The organism is Cellulophaga geojensis KL-A, from assembly GCF_000568425.1.
GTDB classification, from domain to species: domain Bacteria; phylum Bacteroidota; class Bacteroidia; order Flavobacteriales; family Flavobacteriaceae; genus Cellulophaga; species Cellulophaga lytica.
In genome coordinates, this window is the sequence record NZ_ARZX01000021.1 from 37959 (window position 1) to 55415 (window position 17457).

14 protein-coding genes are annotated in these 17457 nt (G+C 31.8%); 5 read left to right on the forward strand and 9 right to left on the reverse strand.

Annotated elements, in window-relative coordinates:
* The first annotated feature begins 62 nt into the window (after nt 1–62).
* The 4 genes from KLA_RS14105 to KLA_RS14125 all read left to right on the forward strand — a co-directional run bounded on the left by KLA_RS14105 (nt 63) and on the right by KLA_RS14125 (nt 8217).
* Nucleotides 63–2708 carry a DEAD/DEAH box helicase family protein gene (locus KLA_RS14105; protein WP_034646494.1) on the forward strand — a complete coding sequence of 882 codons (2646 nt, stop codon included), beginning with the start codon at nt 63–65 and terminating at the stop codon, nt 2706–2708.
* A 107-nt stretch (nt 2709–2815) separates the two neighbouring features.
* On the forward strand, nt 2816–3697 hold the full coding sequence (locus KLA_RS14110; RefSeq protein WP_034646495.1) for an ABC transporter ATP-binding protein: 882 nt from the start codon (nt 2816–2818) through the stop codon (nt 3695–3697).
* Between the two features lie 2 nt (nt 3698–3699).
* Nucleotides 3700–7308 (forward strand): M1 family aminopeptidase, encoded by a 3609-nt coding sequence (locus KLA_RS14115; RefSeq protein ID WP_034646496.1) that lies wholly within the window; start codon nt 3700–3702, stop codon nt 7306–7308.
* A 330-nt stretch (nt 7309–7638) separates the two neighbouring features.
* Nucleotides 7639–8217 (forward strand): fasciclin domain-containing protein, encoded by a 579-nt coding sequence (locus tag KLA_RS14125; protein ID WP_034646498.1) that lies wholly within the window; start codon nt 7639–7641, stop codon nt 8215–8217.
* A gap of 97 nt (nt 8218–8314) precedes the next feature.
* On the opposite strand, the gene hemF is transcribed toward KLA_RS14125, so the two are convergent.
* The 8 genes from hemF to hemA form a co-directional block, all read right to left on the reverse strand.
* Nucleotides 8315–9223, reverse strand: coding sequence for an oxygen-dependent coproporphyrinogen oxidase (gene hemF / locus KLA_RS14130; RefSeq protein ID WP_034646499.1), 909 nt, complete (start codon nt 9221–9223; stop codon nt 8315–8317).
* A gap of 25 nt (nt 9224–9248) precedes the next feature.
* Entirely contained in the window at nt 9249–9878 is a 630-nt protein-coding gene (locus KLA_RS14135; RefSeq protein WP_051456118.1) for a hypothetical protein, read from the reverse strand.
* Nucleotides 9879–10059: 181 nt separating this feature from the next.
* A complete protein-coding gene (locus KLA_RS18575; RefSeq protein ID WP_316931899.1) occupies nt 10060–10284 on the reverse strand; it encodes a 5-carboxymethyl-2-hydroxymuconate Delta-isomerase in 225 nt (74 codons plus the stop codon).
* A gap of 5 nt (nt 10285–10289) precedes the next feature.
* A complete protein-coding gene (locus KLA_RS14145; protein ID WP_034646500.1) occupies nt 10290–11045 on the reverse strand; it encodes an EI24 domain-containing protein in 756 nt (251 codons plus the stop codon).
* 26 nt (nt 11046–11071) lie between these two features.
* Nucleotides 11072–11503, reverse strand: a complete 432-nt coding sequence (locus tag KLA_RS14150; RefSeq protein ID WP_144709160.1) for a DUF6973 domain-containing protein — start codon at nt 11501–11503, stop codon at nt 11072–11074.
* Nucleotides 11504–11559: 56 nt separating this feature from the next.
* The gene (gene hemE, locus KLA_RS14155) at nt 11560–12588 is read right to left on the reverse strand and encodes a uroporphyrinogen decarboxylase (protein WP_013621118.1); all 1029 of its coding nucleotides are present in this window, start codon (nt 12586–12588) and stop codon (nt 11560–11562) included.
* Nucleotides 12589–12667: 79 nt separating this feature from the next.
* Nucleotides 12668–14245, reverse strand: a complete 1578-nt coding sequence (hemC, locus tag KLA_RS14160; protein WP_034646501.1) for a hydroxymethylbilane synthase — start codon at nt 14243–14245, stop codon at nt 12668–12670.
* Entirely contained in the window at nt 14242–15501 is a 1260-nt protein-coding gene (gene hemA, locus KLA_RS14165; RefSeq protein ID WP_013621116.1) for a glutamyl-tRNA reductase, read from the reverse strand. Before hemA ends, hemC begins: the two co-directional genes overlap by 4 nt.
* A gap of 206 nt (nt 15502–15707) precedes the next feature.
* Here hemA and KLA_RS14170 point away from each other — a divergent pair, with 206 nt between their 5' ends.
* Nucleotides 15708–16598: a helix-turn-helix domain-containing protein gene (locus KLA_RS14170; RefSeq protein WP_013621115.1), complete on the forward strand. Its 891-nt coding sequence runs from the start codon at nt 15708–15710 to the stop codon at nt 16596–16598.
* Between the two features lies 1 nt (nt 16599).
* Here the strand turns inward: KLA_RS14170 and KLA_RS14175 are convergent, their stop codons facing one another.
* Nucleotides 16600–17445, reverse strand: coding sequence for an N-acetylmuramoyl-L-alanine amidase-like domain-containing protein (locus KLA_RS14175; protein WP_034646503.1), 846 nt, complete (start codon nt 17443–17445; stop codon nt 16600–16602).
* Between the last annotated feature and the right edge of the window lie 12 nt (nt 17446–17457).

The following is a 17457-nucleotide window of genomic DNA, read 5'->3' on the forward strand; positions in this document are numbered from 1 at the left end:
TACTTTAGTAGTGTCAAAGTTACTTAATATCAACCAAAAATACAGAAACCAAGAGCCTTCATTTGAGTACTATTAACAACATTTTACAATTTAAGTTTACTTGGCGTACCTATCAGCAAAAATTCTTAGACAATTTTGATACGCATATTAACGACAAGCACCTACACGTTGTAGCGCCACCTGGATCTGGAAAAACAATTTTAGGCATAGAAATGCTTAAAAGAGTTAACCAAACTACCTTGGTATTATCACCTTCTTTAACCATTAGAAACCAATGGAGAGACAGAATGCTTACCTTTTTTTTAGAAGATAAAAGTTATACAAACTACTCTTTAAACATAAAAAAACCAAAGCAAATTACCTTTACTACCTACCAGGCTTTGCACGCTTTACATAAAGATTTTAACAAGCTAGACAACCCTAAAACTCTAGTTAACTTTATAAAGAAAAACAACATAAAAACTATTGTTTTAGATGAAGCACACCACCTAAAAAATGAGTGGTGGAAATGCTTATTTGAAATTAAAAAGGCAGATGACATAACGGTAATATCGCTAACCGCTACACCGCCTTACGATAGCGAAGCTAATGAGGTAAAAAAATATTTTGATTTATGCGGACCAATAGACGATGAAATTGTGGTTCCTGATTTAGTTAAAAATGGAGACTTATGTCCGCACCAAGATTATGTGTATTTTTCTAAGCCAGATAAAAAACAAATAGAAAGTATTGTTACCTACCGTGAAAACATTTTAAACTTTATAAATACACTTGTAGATGATACTGAGTTTACCAACATTTTACAAGAACATCCTTTTTACAAAAACACAGAAGAAGAGCTAGAAAGTATATACAACAAACCACTATTTTACTCTTCTTTAATTATATTTTTAAATGCAGCAAAAATAACTGTTCCAAAAGAAAAAATAGCAATTTTAGGTTTTAAGGATGATAAAATTGAGTTTCCAAACTTAAACTACAACTGGCTACAAGTTTTACTGCAAGAAATACTGGTTGTACAACGAGATTTACTTTTACCTTTTGAAGGGAAGCTACATACCATTGAAAGGGATTTACGAAAAATTGGTGCTTTTAGTAAAATGCGAGTAGATTTTGTTGGTGTTGAAGATTTGTACAGAACATTAGCCAATAGCCCTAGCAAATTAAAAAGTATAAATACCATTATTACTGCCGAAAGTGATAATTTAAAAGACGATTTAAGAGCTGTTATTTTAACAGATTTTATACGAAAAGAATTTCTGTATTTTGATGGCTCTAAACTTGAAGAATTAAATAAATTAGGTGTTGTATCTATTTTTCAATACTTACGCACACAAGGCAAACATAAAGAACAACTAGGTATTTTAACTGGCTCTATTGTAATTTTGCATAAGAGTGCCCTCATCAATTTAAAAAAAATAGCAGCCCATACTACATTTACTGTAAAACCTTTAGAGGCAGATAAAGATTTTGTTATTATAACTTCATTTAAAAAAGGGAAAAACACAATAGTATCTGCAGTTACAGCGCTTTTTGAAAACGGAACCGTAAAAATACTAATTGGTACAAAATCTTTACTTGGCGAGGGTTGGGATGCTCCTGCAATTAACACCTTGGTATTGGCGTCTTATGTTGGCTCGTTTGTATCATCTAACCAAATGCGTGGTAGAGCTATTAGAACTCAAGCTGGCAATAAAAACAAAACTGGTAATATTTGGCACTTGGCTTGTTTAGATCCTACAGATCCCGAAGGTGGTAAAGATTTAGAAAAACTAACCCGCAGATTTAATGCTTTTATGGGTGTTGCTCTAAAAGGAGAACCCTACATTGTTAATGGTTTAGATAGGTTAGGTTTACCTTTGCAATACTCACCAGAAATAAACATAGAGCAATTAAATAAAGATACTTTTGCCATTGCAACCAAAAGAGATTTAATTGCCACCAGATGGAAAAAAGCAATTGGTAAAGGAGATGTTTTTATTAGAGAATTAAACATTTTATACCCTTACAAAGAACCTTATACCAAACAAAAAAAATTACGCAGTGTAAACGCTAGTAAATATCTTTTTTTAGAAGTGCTAGTTGGTACATTTGCTATAATACCAGAGTTTATTTTAAAAAATGTAGGCATACTATTAAGTAAGGGAGTAATGCAATTTATATCGCTATTTTTTGGCGCTATTTTTTTAGGTTTCATACCTAAAGCATACAAAGCACTAAAGCTTTACTTTTTATTTGGCAATATGGAGCGTAAAACACAAAAAATAGCACAAGCTGTATTACATTCCTTAGTGACATTACAAAAAATAACAACACCAATAAACAAAATTAAACTAGAAACCGACCGGTATAGTAATGGTGTTTTTGCATTTTACATAACAGGCGTAACTACTAATGAGAGCTCTTTATTTATTACTGCTCTAGAAGAAATTATTGCTCCTGTAGACAATCCAAAGTATTTAATAGACAATAGCTCTTGGTTAAAAAGAAAATGGAATTTGCGAACCTATTACGTTGTACCTACCATTTTTTGTAAACGTAAAGCAGAAGCCAAAAGATTTCATTTTTATTGGGAAGAATTTGTTGGTAATTCCTCCCTAATATATACCAGAACAAAATACGGCAGACAACAACTAATTAAAGCAAGGCTAGCACATATTGTTTATCAATTTAAAGATGCTTCTAAAAAAGCCATTACTTGGAGATAATTGTTAAAACAGTAAGACATTTCTTAAATTACACACTTAATTATGTAACAATTTAACAACTAAGGTTACTAACCAATTAATATCAACAAAACTTAAAAATATTACATATGCTATCTATTAAAGACCTTAACAAAACGTATCCTAACGGAACAAAAGCATTAAACAATGTAAATTTAGAAATTAGCAAAGGTATGTTTGGTCTTTTAGGTCCAAATGGCGCTGGTAAATCTAGTTTAATGAGAACCATTGCCACATTACAGTTAGCAGATAGCGGTAGTATAGAGTTTAATGGTGTAGATGTTTTTAAAACTCCTGAAGAATTACGCAAAGTATTAGGTTATTTACCACAAGATTTTGGCGTTTACCCTAAAGTTTCTGCAGAAATGATGCTAAATCATATTGCAAAAATAAAAGGAATACAAAATAGTAGTGAGCGCAAAGCATACGTAGCAGATTTGCTAAACAAAGTAAACTTATACAAGTTTAGAAAAAGAAATTTAGGAGATTACTCTGGTGGTATGCGCCAACGTTTTGGTATAGCACAAGCACTAATTGGTAATCCTAAATTAATAATTGTAGATGAGCCAACTGCTGGTTTAGATCCCCTAGAGCGTAACCGTTTTCATAATTTATTAAGCGAGTTGGGAGAAGATGCTGTAGTAATTTTATCTACACATATTGTAGATGACGTTGTTAACCTATGCACAAATATGGCAGTTTTTAATGAGGGGCAAGTACTGGTACAAGGGCACCCAATGGAATTAACCAACTCTTTAAATGGTAAGGTATTTAGAAAAAGTATTCATAAAGAAGAAATTGCTGAGTATGAAGCCAATTACACCGTACTATCATCATACCTACGCAGTGGCAGCCTAAACATTAATGTTTTTGCTGAAAGCAACCCTGGTGAGGGTTTTGAAGTTATAAGCAACACCTTAGAAGATTTTTACTTTTACAGTATTAACCAAATGGCTAACCAAACTGTGTAATTATGAAAGAAATATTTTTATTTGAAATAAAGTACAGGTTACGCAGACCAGTAACCTACATCTACATTTTTTTAATGTTTATAATTCCGTGTTTACTAGCGTTATTTAGCTTGGATTCTGGCACAGCACAATTTGTAAACAGTCCAAGCTCTATTGCCAGTGTTTTGGGAGCATTGAGTATGCTTGGTTTGTTTTTTTACGCTGCAATTATGGGCGTACCAGTATTTAGAGATGAAGAGCACAAAACCGCACAAACCTACTTTACATTTCCTGTAACAGAAAAAAACTATATTCTTGGTCGCTTTTTAGGTAGTTTTACTATTGTAACTATTATGAATATTGGTGCCGTATTAGGCACTATGATTGGTATTGGTATTGGAGCTTTATGGAACAGACCAGATTATGGCGTTTATACAGCTTTTGACATCACATCTTACATACTCCCTTTTGTATTTTTCTTAACGCTTAACTCATTATTTATTGGCGCATTATTCTTTAGTCTAATGACATTTTTTAAAAGAATGTCTATTTTGTATTTAGGCGGAATTTTAATTTTTATACTTAGTAATGTTGCTGGTACTTTATTAAGCAATTTAGATAGTCAATGGTTAAGTATTTATGTAGATCCTTTTGGCTCCGAAGCGTATAAGTACATAAAAAAATACTGGTCTATTAACGAGGTTAACACCTTGTATTTACCAATGTATGGAGAGTTTTTAGTAAACCGCTTGCTATGGTTAGCAATTAGTATTGGTATATTTTTATTTACATTATTTAAATTCTCTTACCCAAGCTTTTTAATACCTAAAAAGGCTAAAAAATTAAAAGAAGATAATAGCACACCACAAACAACAATTGCTACAAATAGTATAAAACAAGTATTTAGCAACAAAGCTATTTGGGGTAATTTATGGTCTTTAAGTAAAATTGAATTTTTATCTATTGTAAAAGAAAATGCTTTTAGAATACTTATTCTGGTTGGTATTATTTTCTCTGTATTTATTGCAACACAAACTACACAAACCTACGGCACACCATCTTTACCAATAACCCGTTTTATGGTACAAGAGTTAAGTTCTGGGCTATTAGTTTTTTCCATTATTATACTGGTTATTTATGCTGGTGAAGCGGTACACAGAACAAGAAAAAGTAAAACATTTGAATTTTATGACGCACTACCAGTAACCAACGCAACATTATACATCTCTAAAATTATTGCACTTATAGGCGTAGCTGTTGTACTTACATTAATTACCATTTTAGTTGGTATGTTATATCAAACTTATAATGGCTATTTTAATTATGAGTTGGGAATGTATCTTACATTTAATTTTGCCTACATTTTTCCGGCTTACATTACAACAGTATTGCTGGCGTTTTTTATTCACATATTGGCAAACAATAAATTCTTAGGTCACTTTTTAGTTATTGTAATTTCTTTAGGCTTACCGCTACTAATTACCTTAGTTTTTAAAGTAAACAACCCATTATTTCTTTATGGCGGTGTACCTGGTAGCTTTTTAAGTGATTTAAATGGCTTTGGACATTATTTAACAGGTAGTTTTTGGCTAAATCTGTATTGGATATTATTTAGCTGTATTTTAGCTGTAGTTGGCTATGTTTTTTGGAGCAGAGGATTTTACTCTTCTTTTAAAGAAAGGCTACGCCTTGCTGCTAGTCGTTTTAAAGGAAAAACAATAATTGCTTTTGTTGTATTTAGCATTGGCTTTGTTGCTGTTGGTGCATATAGCTACTATAATTTACAAGTTTTAAACAGTATAGGAAGCGCAGACTACAGCAATAAAATTGCAGCAGATGCAGAAAAAAAATATGCCAAATACATAAACAAGCCTCATATACAAATTATAGATTTAAAGGCTAAAGTAGATATTTACCCTGAGGAAAGAGACGTTTATGCAGAAGGTAATTTTACTGCAGTAAATAATTTTGATACTCCAATAGACACACTTTTAATGGAAGTTAAATTTGGTGTTGCAGATACTAAAATAACTAAGGTTGTATACAACGGTAAAGAACTACAACCATTTTTAAAAGATAGTATTTACAGGTTATTTATATATAAATTACCGCAACCTTTACAACCAAAGGATACTGCTTCTTTAGTTATAAATACTAGAGCTATTACCAAAGGTTTTTCTAACGGACTAGAAACAAATGTGTTAAATAACGGCTCTTTTTTTAGAGATGATATTTTCCCTTCTTTTCATTATGAAATTGCTTTAAACGACAACGGTACGCGTAAAAAATATGGGTTAGAAGAAATGGATTATCTGTTGTCTCCAAGAACAGATAGCATTGCCTTGCGTAAAAATTTATTTAATGAAGATGCAAATTATATGAATTTTGAAGCTACTGTAAGCACCGCTAAAGGGCAAACAGCTATTGCTCCTGGTAACCTTATTAAAAAATGGGATAAAGACAATAGAAGTTACTTTACTTATAAATTAAGTGAAAAAACAGATTATTTCTTCAACTTTGCATCTGCTGCTTATGATGTTAAAAAGGATAACTGGACAGCCCCAAGCGGAAAAAAAGTAGCTATAGAAATTTACCATTCTCCTAAACACAAGAAAAATTTAGAACACTTTATTAATGGCATAAAAATATCTTTAGATTACAACTCTAAAAACTTTTATGAATATCCGTATTCTATTATCAGAATTGTAGAATTCCCTGCATACTCAACTTTTGCACAGTCTTTTGCCACCACAATACCATATTCTGAAGATTTTGGTTTTGTAGCTAACTTTTCAGAAGCAGAAGATTTTAATTATGCGTTTAGAGTAACATCTCATGAGGTGGCACACCAATGGTGGGGACATATTGTAACTCCTAGTAAAACCTCTGGATCTAATATAATTTCTGAAACCTTAGCAGAATACGTGTCATTAATGACAATGAAAAAAGAGTATGGAGAAAACGGAATAAAATCGTTCTTAAAAAATTCTTTAGACTCTTATTTAAGTGCACGCCAGTTTAGTTTTAAGCCAGAACGGTCTTTACTAAATGTAGAAACTGGTCAGCATATTTGGTACCGTAAAGGCTCTATGGTTATGTATGAATTACAAGATGTTATTGGCGAAGACAAAATTAATAGTGCGCTAAAGCAATTTTTAAACGAGTATAAATACTTTAACAAAGGAGTGTATGCTACATCTGAAAATTTATATGATGCCATTTATGCTATAGCACCAGACTCTTTAAAATATAAGGTTACTGATGGTTTTAAAGAAATTGTTTTGTATGAAAATAAAGTTGTAAATGCTAAAACCAAAAAATTAGACAACGGAAAATGGGAAACTACTTTTACTGTAAATTCTTCTAAAATTTATTATGATGACAAAGGAAAAGAAAGAGAAACTGACACTAAAAAGAATTTAGTTGACATAGGACTTTTTGGACCTGATATTAAGAATGATGAGAATGTTACCATAAAAGACCCTTACTATTTTGAATTAAAATGGTTGGCACCAGGAGACAATACATTTACAATTGTAACAGATAAAAAGCCTGAAAAAGCTGGTATAGATCCTTACAACAAATTAATAGATCGTAAATCTGGCGACAATTTAAAAGATGTATTAGAATAACATAAAAACACTTTTTACTCTATAAAAAAACGCTCCATATGGGGCGTTTTTTATTTCTTATAAACTCCCACTATAACAAACTACATAGTTTCTTGTAGCTTAATATGTTTTTTAAATATGCCTTTAATACTGCTCTTTAACCTAAAAACAGAGAATATTACCACAATATAAGATTGTAGCAACTTATAGTATATACAATTATACCAGGTAGTTGGTTTTGTAATTTTCACCATAAACAATACAACAATATAAAAAAGAGACATTTTTGTAAAACCCTGTTTTACTTTTTACCGTAGGTAAGGTTGAAACAGAAATTTAAAACACTTATAAATGAAATTATCTAAAGTATTAAAATCGACATTATTAGCAGCAACACTTTTAATTGGAGCAAACACTTTTGCACAAGATAAAATGATGAAAGCTGAAACAAAAATGGTTGGTGGCGCAGAAATGTACCCAACAAAAGATATTATAACTAACGCTGTAAACTCTAAAGACCACACAACACTTGTTGCTGCCGTTAAAGCTGCAGACTTAGTAAAAACATTACAAGGAGAAGGTCCTTTTACTGTTTTTGCACCAACAAATATGGCTTTTGAAAAATTACCAAAAGGTACCGTAGAGACATTATTAATGACTGAAAACAAAGCAACATTACAAAAAGTACTTACCTACCATGTAGTTGCCGGTAAATACTCTGCTAAAGACATTATAAAAGCAATAAAAATGGGCAAAGGAAAAGCTGAATTTACCACTGTTGCTGATGAAAAACTAACTGCAATGGTTACAAACGGTAAAGTGCAGTTAAAAGATGTTGCAGGTAATATTTCTACAGTTACAATTGCAGATGTAAATCAATCTAACGGCGTTATACACGTAGTAGATACCGTTGTTTTACCAATGAAATAGTTTTTTTTATTAGTTTAATTGATTGTTCCCCAAATGTAAAAAGGTGTCTAAAATTACTTTAGACACCTTTTTTATTTCAATACTCTAATATAACTTTTTATACTAACACCCATTCTTTAGGTGTTTTTAAAACCTGAAGCAATTTTTCTTCTTCACTACCTTCCTCTGGAGTATGATCATAAACCCATTGTACATGTGGCGGTAAACTCATTAAAATACTCTCTATACGCCCGTTTGTTTTTAGCCCAAACAACGTTCCTTTATCGTGCACCAAATTAAATTCTACATAACGGCCACGTCTAATCTCTTGCCAATCTCTTTCTTCTTTGGTATAAGGCAATTCTTTTCTTTTTTCTACAATAGGCACATAACAATCTAAAAAACTATTGCCTACCTCAGTAACAAAATTGTACCAATCTTGCATAGACATAGCGTCTGTTGCTTTACAATAATCAAAAAATAAACCACCAACACCACGCGCTTCATTTCTGTGTGCGTTCCAAAAATACTCATCACAACGAGCTTTGTATTTAGCGTAAAACTCTAGATTGTGCTTATCACAAGCAGTTTTACATACGTTATGAAAATGAGTAGCATCTTCATTAAACAAATAATAAGGGGTTAAATCTTGCCCACCACCAAACCATTGGTCTACAATGTTACCGTCTGTATCATACATTTCAAAATAACGCCAATTTGCGTGTACTGTTGGTACCATTGGGTTTTTAGGGTGTAATACTAAGCTTAGTCCACAGGCAAAAAAGTTAGCATCTTCTACACCAAAATACTTTTGCATACTTTCTGGTAACTTTCCGTGAACTCCAGATATATTAACTCCACCTTTTTCAAAAACAGCACCATTTTCTATAACTCTGGTTCTACCTCCACCACCTTCTGGACGTTTCCAAATGTCCTGCTTAAATTTAGCATCTCCATCTATAGCTTCTAACTTAGTGGTAATAGTATCCTGTAATTCTTGTATATAGTTATAAAACTTATCTTTCATTATATCATAAATTTTTAAATGTCTTTTATAAATCTTGTCTACTAGCTACTACTTTATTGCTATCATTAATTAAATATGCATCGGTTATTGCTAAAAATAAATAATAGAGAACCCCAAAAAATAGCGGAATTTGTGGTTGACTAACAAACAAACCAGTAATTGTAAGATCTTTATAAAAATTAGATTTTGCTAAAAAATCTTTAGTTAAACCTAGTTCTGGAATTACAGATTGTATTAGTAGTGTTCCCAATAATAAAAAAAAATAACCTATTACAGAAATAACAGACTTTAGTATTAATTCATTTTTCAACTCTTGTTTAACATTAAAAAAAGCATAGCGCATACGATTAAAAACTACAACACAATACAGTATTAAAATATCATTGCCTTCTATAAAACTATTAAAAGCAAGAGCAAAAGCACCATATAAAGGTACTAAGAGAAATAATGATGTCCGCTTAGGTAAAAAAGCCATAAATAAACCAGAATGCACCATAGCAAATTCAAAAGCCATAAGGGTAACATATGATAATATTTTAGTAGCATCAGTAATGTTTGGCGTGTACCAAACTACAAATAACTTATAGGCAAAAATTACATTTAAAACTATAGCTCCGTACCGAAAAGGTTTATCGTATTTCTCAATAATATTCATTTATTATTTTATAAGTGCATTTATCTAAACAAAGCATATCTCTTAAAACCATACTATTTTAAATCATTGATTTATTGTAATAAGTTTCCTTTTCAAAATCTCTAATATTAATAGCTATAAAAGGGATTTCTGGGAATAACTGGCTTAATTTACGTGTTATTTCTTTTGATAAATTTGCTTTTTATTCCTTAGTTCTACCCTCCATAATGTTAGCAAAAACGTGAATAAAAGGTTTTTGCTTACCTCCTACCAAATAGTGCTCTGCAAAAGGGTTTAAACGTACTTTTATATCTGCTTCATCAAATAAATTAGAAGCTACTGCTACAGCGTGTATTGATTGTAAAACCTCCGCTGGATTTTGCAGTTTTAAAATATCACTAGAACAATCTATAACAAAGTGTGGCATACTAATTATTTTTTAATAGTTAAAGTATCTTTCTTTAAAATTTCTACTGTTTTTAATGTTGCAGCAGTAACAGACAAAGGCAAAACAAGAATAATACCTACTAATGGTACAAACAAAAACAGCATAAAAACAATACCATTACCTATAGCTAAACCTCTATTTTTTTTAACAAATGCAACACTCTCTTTGTAGTTAAAATGGCGTTCTAAAGTATAGTCCATATTACCAAAACCTGCGTAATATGCTTGCATTAAAAACAGTAACACTGTAGAGACTACCCCAATTACTGGTATAAAACCAAGTAATAGAATTGGTATTGTAAATAAAATTTCTTTAGCTAAGTTTCTTACGTTTATGCGTATACCACGCCATAATTGCTCACTAAAAGTAGTGTTTGTATGGCTATGTGCCGGTACACCTGTTAAATGTGCCTCTATTTTTTCTGATACAGGACTCATAAAAGGTGCAGATAATGCCATTACAATGTGTTTGTATAACAATAAACCTATTACAACAATTACTATTGCGCCTATAAAGTTAGAAACTGCAGTAAAAGCCTCTTTGCCCCAATCCCAAATCCAGATTTGCGCTATAAAACCACCAATACTACCAGACAACCAAATAGCTAACAAAACAATTATTGCTGCTGTTAATACGCTAATTAGTACAGGAACAAGAAAATATTTCCAAAGTTTTAGCTTAGAAATTAAAGCAAAAGTACCAGCATAGGCTTTTATTCCTTTTAAGATATTTTTGAGCATTTGTTATGTTTTAAAATTCTTAAAAACTAAGATACAATATATACCATATTTGCAGGATATAGTTTTATGTCTTTTGCATTTGCAATTTTTTCGGCTACCTTACTTTTTTCAAAAATAAAGTTTATTAATTCCGATTCCTTTTTGTCTGCATAATTAAAAAAATAAAGTCTACCAACAGCATTGTTCTGTAGGTCCATTAGTTCATCTAACTCATTATTATTAGTAACTTTTTCATACAAATCGGTTACTTTTTGAGCCCAAAACACACTTTTTTGCTTGCTTTTTGTGCGTTTTAGTGAGTAAGTACACAAAAGAGCATTCCACACTGCGTGTCTAAACGCATTACCTTTATTACTTTTACCGTGCCCACCTGGATAGTAGGTATTGCAAAGAGCAAATGTTTGTTTTGTTGCTTTTATACTAGGAACCAATAATAACGGATGTCTTAAAAACAGCAAAGACAGTTTAAAAAACTGTCTTACACTTAAACTTTTTATTCTGGTCCAGACTTTCACTAATTAGCTTTATACTCTTTTACAGCGTCTATAAATGCTTTTGCATTTTCTAACGGTATGTTTGGCAAAATACCGTGACCAAGGTTTACTATATACTTATCCTTACCAAACTCATTTATCATTTGGTGCACCATTTTTTTAATATCTTCTGGTGGAGATAATAACCTAGACGGATCAAAATTACCTTGTAATGTAATATTACCTCCAGTTAAGTAACGTGCATTACGTGCAGAACAAGTCCAGTCTACACCTAATGCAGATGCACCAGATTTAGCCATATCACCCAATGCAAACCAACATCCCTTACCAAAAGCTATAACCGGAGCTTCATCTTTTAAGGCATCTATAATTTGCTGTATGTACTGCCAAGAAAACTCTTGATAATCTGTTGGTGATAACATACCTCCCCAAGAGTCAAACACCTGAACAGCGTTAACACCAGCCTTAACTTTTTCTTTAAGGTAAGCTATTGTAGTATCTGTAATTTTTTGCAATAATTGATGAGCTGCAACCGGGTTGGTAAAACAAAATTCCTTTGCTTTATCAAACGTTTTACTACCTTGCCCTTGTACGCAGTAACATAAAATTGTCCAAGGAGAACCTGCAAAACCAATTAAAGGAATATCATCATTTAACTTCTCTTTTGTCATTTTAATAGCATCCATAACATAACCAAGTGTGCTGTTTATGTCTGGTACAATAACAGATTCTAAATCTTTAGAAGTACGAATAGGGTTTGGCAAATAAGGCCCAAAATTAGGTTTCATTTCAACCTCTATATTCATTGCCTGTGGAATAACCAAAATATCAGAAAATAAAATAGCAGCATCCATACCATATCTACGTATAGGTTGCACTGTTATTTCTGATGCCAACTCTGGTGTTTGGCAACGCGTAAAGAAATCGTATTTTTTCTTTATTTCCATAAACTCTGGCAAGTATCTACCTGCCTGACGCATCATCCAAACTGGTGGTCTGTCTACGGTTTCACCTTTTAAGGCTCTTAAAAATAAATCGTTTTTTATCATATCCTTTCCCTAGCCCTCTCCGCAGGAGAAGGAATTTATTTAACTTAAACTATATTTTTTAATAAACAAAAGCTAAAAACTATTTATAATGCTCGTTTACTAAATCTATAACACTTTCTACAGTTGGTAGTTTTGCTACTCTAACATCTGCAAAATGTTTTTTTGCCTCTGCTGCTGTTGTATCTCCTATACAAAAAGCAATTGCATTGGCTTTATTTTCTTTTAAAAAGCTTTCTATACCAGACGGACTGTAAAACAATACAGCCTCTACAGTGCTTGGCACCTTTTTGGCATCAAACTTTGTTTGGTAAGCTTCTATTTCATTAACTTTAATATCATTTTTTTCTAAAATAGAAGGCATATCATCTAACCTTAAATTACCAGAAAAATAGGTTATTTCTTTTACCGCTAAATTAGCTACTAAATACTCTGCTAATTCTTTTGCACTTTTTTCAAAATGTGCAACCGGACCAATATTGTTTTTTATAAAACGTCTGGTTTTACGACCTACACAGTAAATATTATTAAACTGAAGCTCTGACCCTGCGTAATTAGTTAGTACAGATTCTACTGCATTTTTACTAGTAAAAACTACATTTTCAATCTCTTTTTTAAATACTCTTGGTGGTATTCTGTTAGAACTAATTTTTATAAAATCACTACTTTCTGCAGCAATACCATTTGCTAACCTATCTTTTTGGTCATTAGTTAACAATTTGGTAGAAAAAACAGTGGTTTCTTTATTAGCACTGTGTAAACCTTCCATGATATACTTACCACCACGTTCTAAAACGTGTTCTGCAGCTTCTATTGCCAAGTTATTATGATCGCCTAATTTTACAAGTCTGTCTACCTCTATTTTCTTAGTTCCATCTGGACTTAGTAATACGGCTCTAAAAATTACTTGTTCACTTTTTATGTATGCCAAAGCACCAATTGGAGCAGTACAACCACCCTCTAACCTATTTAAAAAAGTACGTTCTATTGTTGTACAAATTTCAGTTTCTCTATGGTTTATTTCTTCACAAATAGCTAAAATTTCTTCTTCGTCTTCTTTTGCTGTAACCATTATTGCACCTTGTCCTGGCGCAGGAATCATCCAATCTAAATTAACAGCTTCCTCTGGTCGTAAATTTAATCTACCTATACCAGCGGCAGCAAATATTGCTCCGTTCCATGTTTCAGAATCTTCTAATTTTTGCAAACGTGTATTTACATTACCACGTATATCTTCTACCTTATGAGTTGGGTAACGGTTTAGCCATTGTGCTTTACGGCGCAAACTACTGGTAGCAATAACACCATCACGGGCACCTAAAAACTCTTCGTTATTTTTATATACCAAAGTGTCTTTAACATTACCACGTTCTAAAACAGCTGCTTGTACAATACCTTTAGGCAAAACAGTTGGTACATCTTTTAAAGAGTGTACTGCAATATCTATTTCTCCTTTAAGCATTGCTATATCTAGGGTTCTAGTAAAAATACCCGTAATACCAAGCTCGTACAAAGGTTTATCTAACTCTAAATCTCCTGCAGATTTAACAGCTACTATTTTAGTTTTAAATCCTAGGGTTTCTAATTCTGACTTAACTCTGTTTGCCTGATACAATGCAAGTTCACTATCTCTGGTACCAATGCGTATTATTTTGCTCATTTTGTTGTATTCACTTCTAATTGAAAAACTTTCTGTATTAAGTCTAAACTATTGTTAGCGTCTGTATTTTCATCTTTTAAGTGATTGGCAAACTGCTTTGTAATTTTCTGTATAATACGGTCTGTTATAATATCTGCCTCTTCTAAGTTAAAGTTAGCAGCCTTTTTGCTATGAAAATCTAGCTCTTCTTCTTTAATAGTATTTAGCTTTTGCTTTAATGCCTTAATTACCGGAGCAAATTTGCGGGTCTCTAACCACTTTATAAACTCGGTTTTAATTTCATCATTAATGGCTTCTGCTTGTGGTATAAACTGCTTTCTTTTTTCTAAAGTTTCATCAGTCATTTGAGATAAATGATCTAAATGAATAAGCGACACATTATCTAACTCCTCTACATTATCTGCCACATTTTTAGGTATAGAAAGATCTAAAATTAATAGTGGTTTTTTTGTATAAATTAACTCTTTAGAAATGGTTGGTTGTGCAGCACCAGTGGCAACTATTAATACATCTGTATTTCTAATTTCTGCCTGTAAATCTCCATAATCTTTAACCACCAAATTAAACTTACCAGCAACTTTCTCTGCCTTGTCTTTGGTTCTATTAATTAAAGTAATGTGTGAGTTTTGTGTGTGTTTTATTAAGTTTTCACACGTATTACGCCCTATTTTACCTGTTCCAAAAAGTAAAATATTCTTTTCTGATATATTAGGTACGTTTTTAATAATGTATTGTACAGATGCAAAAGCTACAGATGTTGCTCCGCTAGATATTTCTGTTTCGTTTTTAATACGCTTACTTGCCTGTATAACCGCATTACATAAGCGCTCTATAAAAGGGTTTGCTAAATTGTGTTTTTTAGAACGAACAAAACTTTGCTTAAGCTGACTTATAATTTCAAAATCTCCTAGAATTTGACTGTCTAAACCTGTACCAACTTTAAATAAATGGCTAATAGCATCGTTATTTTTATATACATATGCTACTTCCTGAAACTCTTCTACAGTACCAGAAGCATTATCACACAACAATTTTATTAATTGAAATGGATGCTTTGCAAAACCATGCAATTCTGTTCTGTTACAAGTAGAGGTTACCAACAAACCATCTATACCTTCTTCTGCCGCCTCTACTAGCAATGTGTTCATTGCTTTTTCATCTAAACTAAATTTGCCTCTTACTACTGCATCTGCCTTTTCATAATTAAGACCTATGGTGTAAAAGGAACTATGTTTAGAAATATGATAATTCTTCATTGGGAATTTTTCAAATCGGTTACAAAAATAATTCTAGCATTAGAATAAAAATAACGCTAGAAGAACAATAAGTATCGATTACCGCTTTTTAACCTCTTATTTACACTAAAAAGAGGCTAAATGCTTATATTTGTTATGGTAACAATGAATAGCTCTTTTCTATTTAGAAAGTTTCTAAATAGAGTGAAACTGTAACAAAATTTAAAATGGAAGTAAAAAATACCGCTCAAGGTTCATTTGAAGAAGTACTAATTGAAGATGGTTTTTATGTACTTAAAATACAAAACGATAGTATTGAAAATCAAAAAGTTGAACGTGAAATAGACAGCTCTTTCATACAGTTTCATTACTGCTTAAAAGGCAACGGAAAGTTTATTTTTAATGACAGTAGCTATGCTTTAGAGGTTTCTGAAGAAAACTCTCTATTACTTTACAATACACAAAAAGATTTGCCACTAAACCTAGAGTTAAGCCCTAACTCTTGGATGGTATCTGTGGTAATGACAATTCGTAAATTTCATTCATTATTTTCTAAAGAAGCAGATTACATTCCGTTTTTAAGTTCAGATTTTCAAGATAAAAAATATTACTCACAGGAAAATGTGAGTCCGGCTACAGCAATAGTTCTAAGTCAGATAATGAATTACAATCTGCACTCTTCTATAAAAAGCCTATACATAAAAGGCAAAGTTTATGAGCTTATTGCTTTGTATTTTAACAAAAGTGAAGATGCAGATATTGAGCAATGTCCTTTTTTGGTTGATGAAGATAATGTACAAAGAATTAGAAAAGCCAAAGAAATTATTATTGCTAGAATGGCAGAACCACCAACATTAGCAGAATTGTCTGATGAAATTGGCTTGTCTTTAAAAAAGCTAAAAGAAGGTTTTAAACAAATTTATGGCGACTCTGTATATAGTTTTTTGTTTGAGCACAAAATGGATTACGCACGTAAAATGCTAGAGACCGGCCAACATAATGTTAACGAAGTTGGCTTAAAAGTAGGTTACAGTACTGCAAGCCATTTTATAGCTGCTTTTAAAAAGAAATATGGCACAACACCAAAAAAATATTTAATGTCTTTAACTAACGGCTAATTTAAATTGGTCTTGCAACCATAATACCAATGTTACTTTTTATGTTTTTAAGGTAATCTACCAATGGCATTTTTGTAATCTCTACTTGCATAGATCCTGTAGAGGCGTGCAACATATGTATACGCCCATCTTCTGCACGTATAGCAATACCTGTATGCGTAACATCTAAACCATTAATAGAGGTTGCTAGCGCAATAATATCTCCAGATTGTATTAGGTGTTCGTTAGCTGCAATATCTTCTTGTGACAATACACAAAACTCTTTCTGTTTAAGTTCAGCTTCTGTTTTTAATATGGTGTTATAATTTGCATCATCTTTTAAAAATGGATATAAATCTCTGTGTGTACCCATAAAGTTAATTTCCTTTTTAACAATTTTACCGCCAATTTTATTGGTAATATTTTTTACCAATCCCTTAGTTTCATTGTTAGAAATCCACTCTGTAAAATAATGTAACCTAGACCCATAACCATCTAAATTACCATCTCTGTATCTAATTTTTTTTAAGGCCGAAGTAAATGAAGGAAAATACAAACTATCTGCTCTAGAGATTAACCCAAAAGCAAGTACATTCTCTACAAAAGTGGTACAGTCTAAACCCTGAAGATTAACCACTAAAGATTCTTTTTCTCCTATCTCTAATGTTTTTGCAACATATGGTATTTTTAAAAATGTTTTACCAATAGCAATTAAAGAGTCGCCAAAAGTAGTTGCCTTACTCACTAATTTTATTTCATTAATTTTATTAGCAAAAGCAACGCTATCTTTAGGAGAACACGTAATATCTTGTGCATTACAAAATACACAACTTGCAAGTATAAATATTAAAAACAATTGTTTTTTCATAGCTAGTAAAAG

Coding starts and splice junctions, on each gene's coding strand:
- KLA_RS14125 (WP_034646498.1), top strand. CDS start 7,639: ATGAAATTATCTAAAGTATTAAAATCGACATTATTAGCAGCAACACTT.
- KLA_RS14110 (WP_034646495.1), top strand. CDS start 2,816: ATGCTATCTATTAAAGACCTTAACAAAACGTATCCTAACGGAACAAAA.
- hemF (WP_034646499.1), bottom strand. CDS start 9,223: ATGAAAGATAAGTTTTATAACTATATACAAGAATTACAGGATACTATT.
- hemA (WP_013621116.1), bottom strand. CDS start 15,501: ATGAAGAATTATCATATTTCTAAACATAGTTCCTTTTACACCATAGGT.
- KLA_RS14145 (WP_034646500.1), bottom strand. CDS start 11,045: ATGCTCAAAAATATCTTAAAAGGAATAAAAGCCTATGCTGGTACTTTT.
- KLA_RS18575 (WP_316931899.1), bottom strand. CDS start 10,284: ATGCCACACTTTGTTATAGATTGTTCTAGTGATATTTTAAAACTGCAA.
- KLA_RS14115 (WP_034646496.1), top strand. CDS start 3,700: ATGAAAGAAATATTTTTATTTGAAATAAAGTACAGGTTACGCAGACCA.
- hemE (WP_013621118.1), bottom strand. CDS start 12,588: ATGATAAAAAACGATTTATTTTTAAGAGCCTTAAAAGGTGAAACCGTA.
- hemC (WP_034646501.1), bottom strand. CDS start 14,245: ATGAGCAAAATAATACGCATTGGTACCAGAGATAGTGAACTTGCATTG.
- KLA_RS14175 (WP_034646503.1), bottom strand. CDS start 17,445: ATGAAAAAACAATTGTTTTTAATATTTATACTTGCAAGTTGTGTATTT.
- KLA_RS14170 (WP_013621115.1), top strand. CDS start 15,708: ATGGAAGTAAAAAATACCGCTCAAGGTTCATTTGAAGAAGTACTAATT.
- KLA_RS14135 (WP_051456118.1), bottom strand. CDS start 9,878: ATGAATATTATTGAGAAATACGATAAACCTTTTCGGTACGGAGCTATA.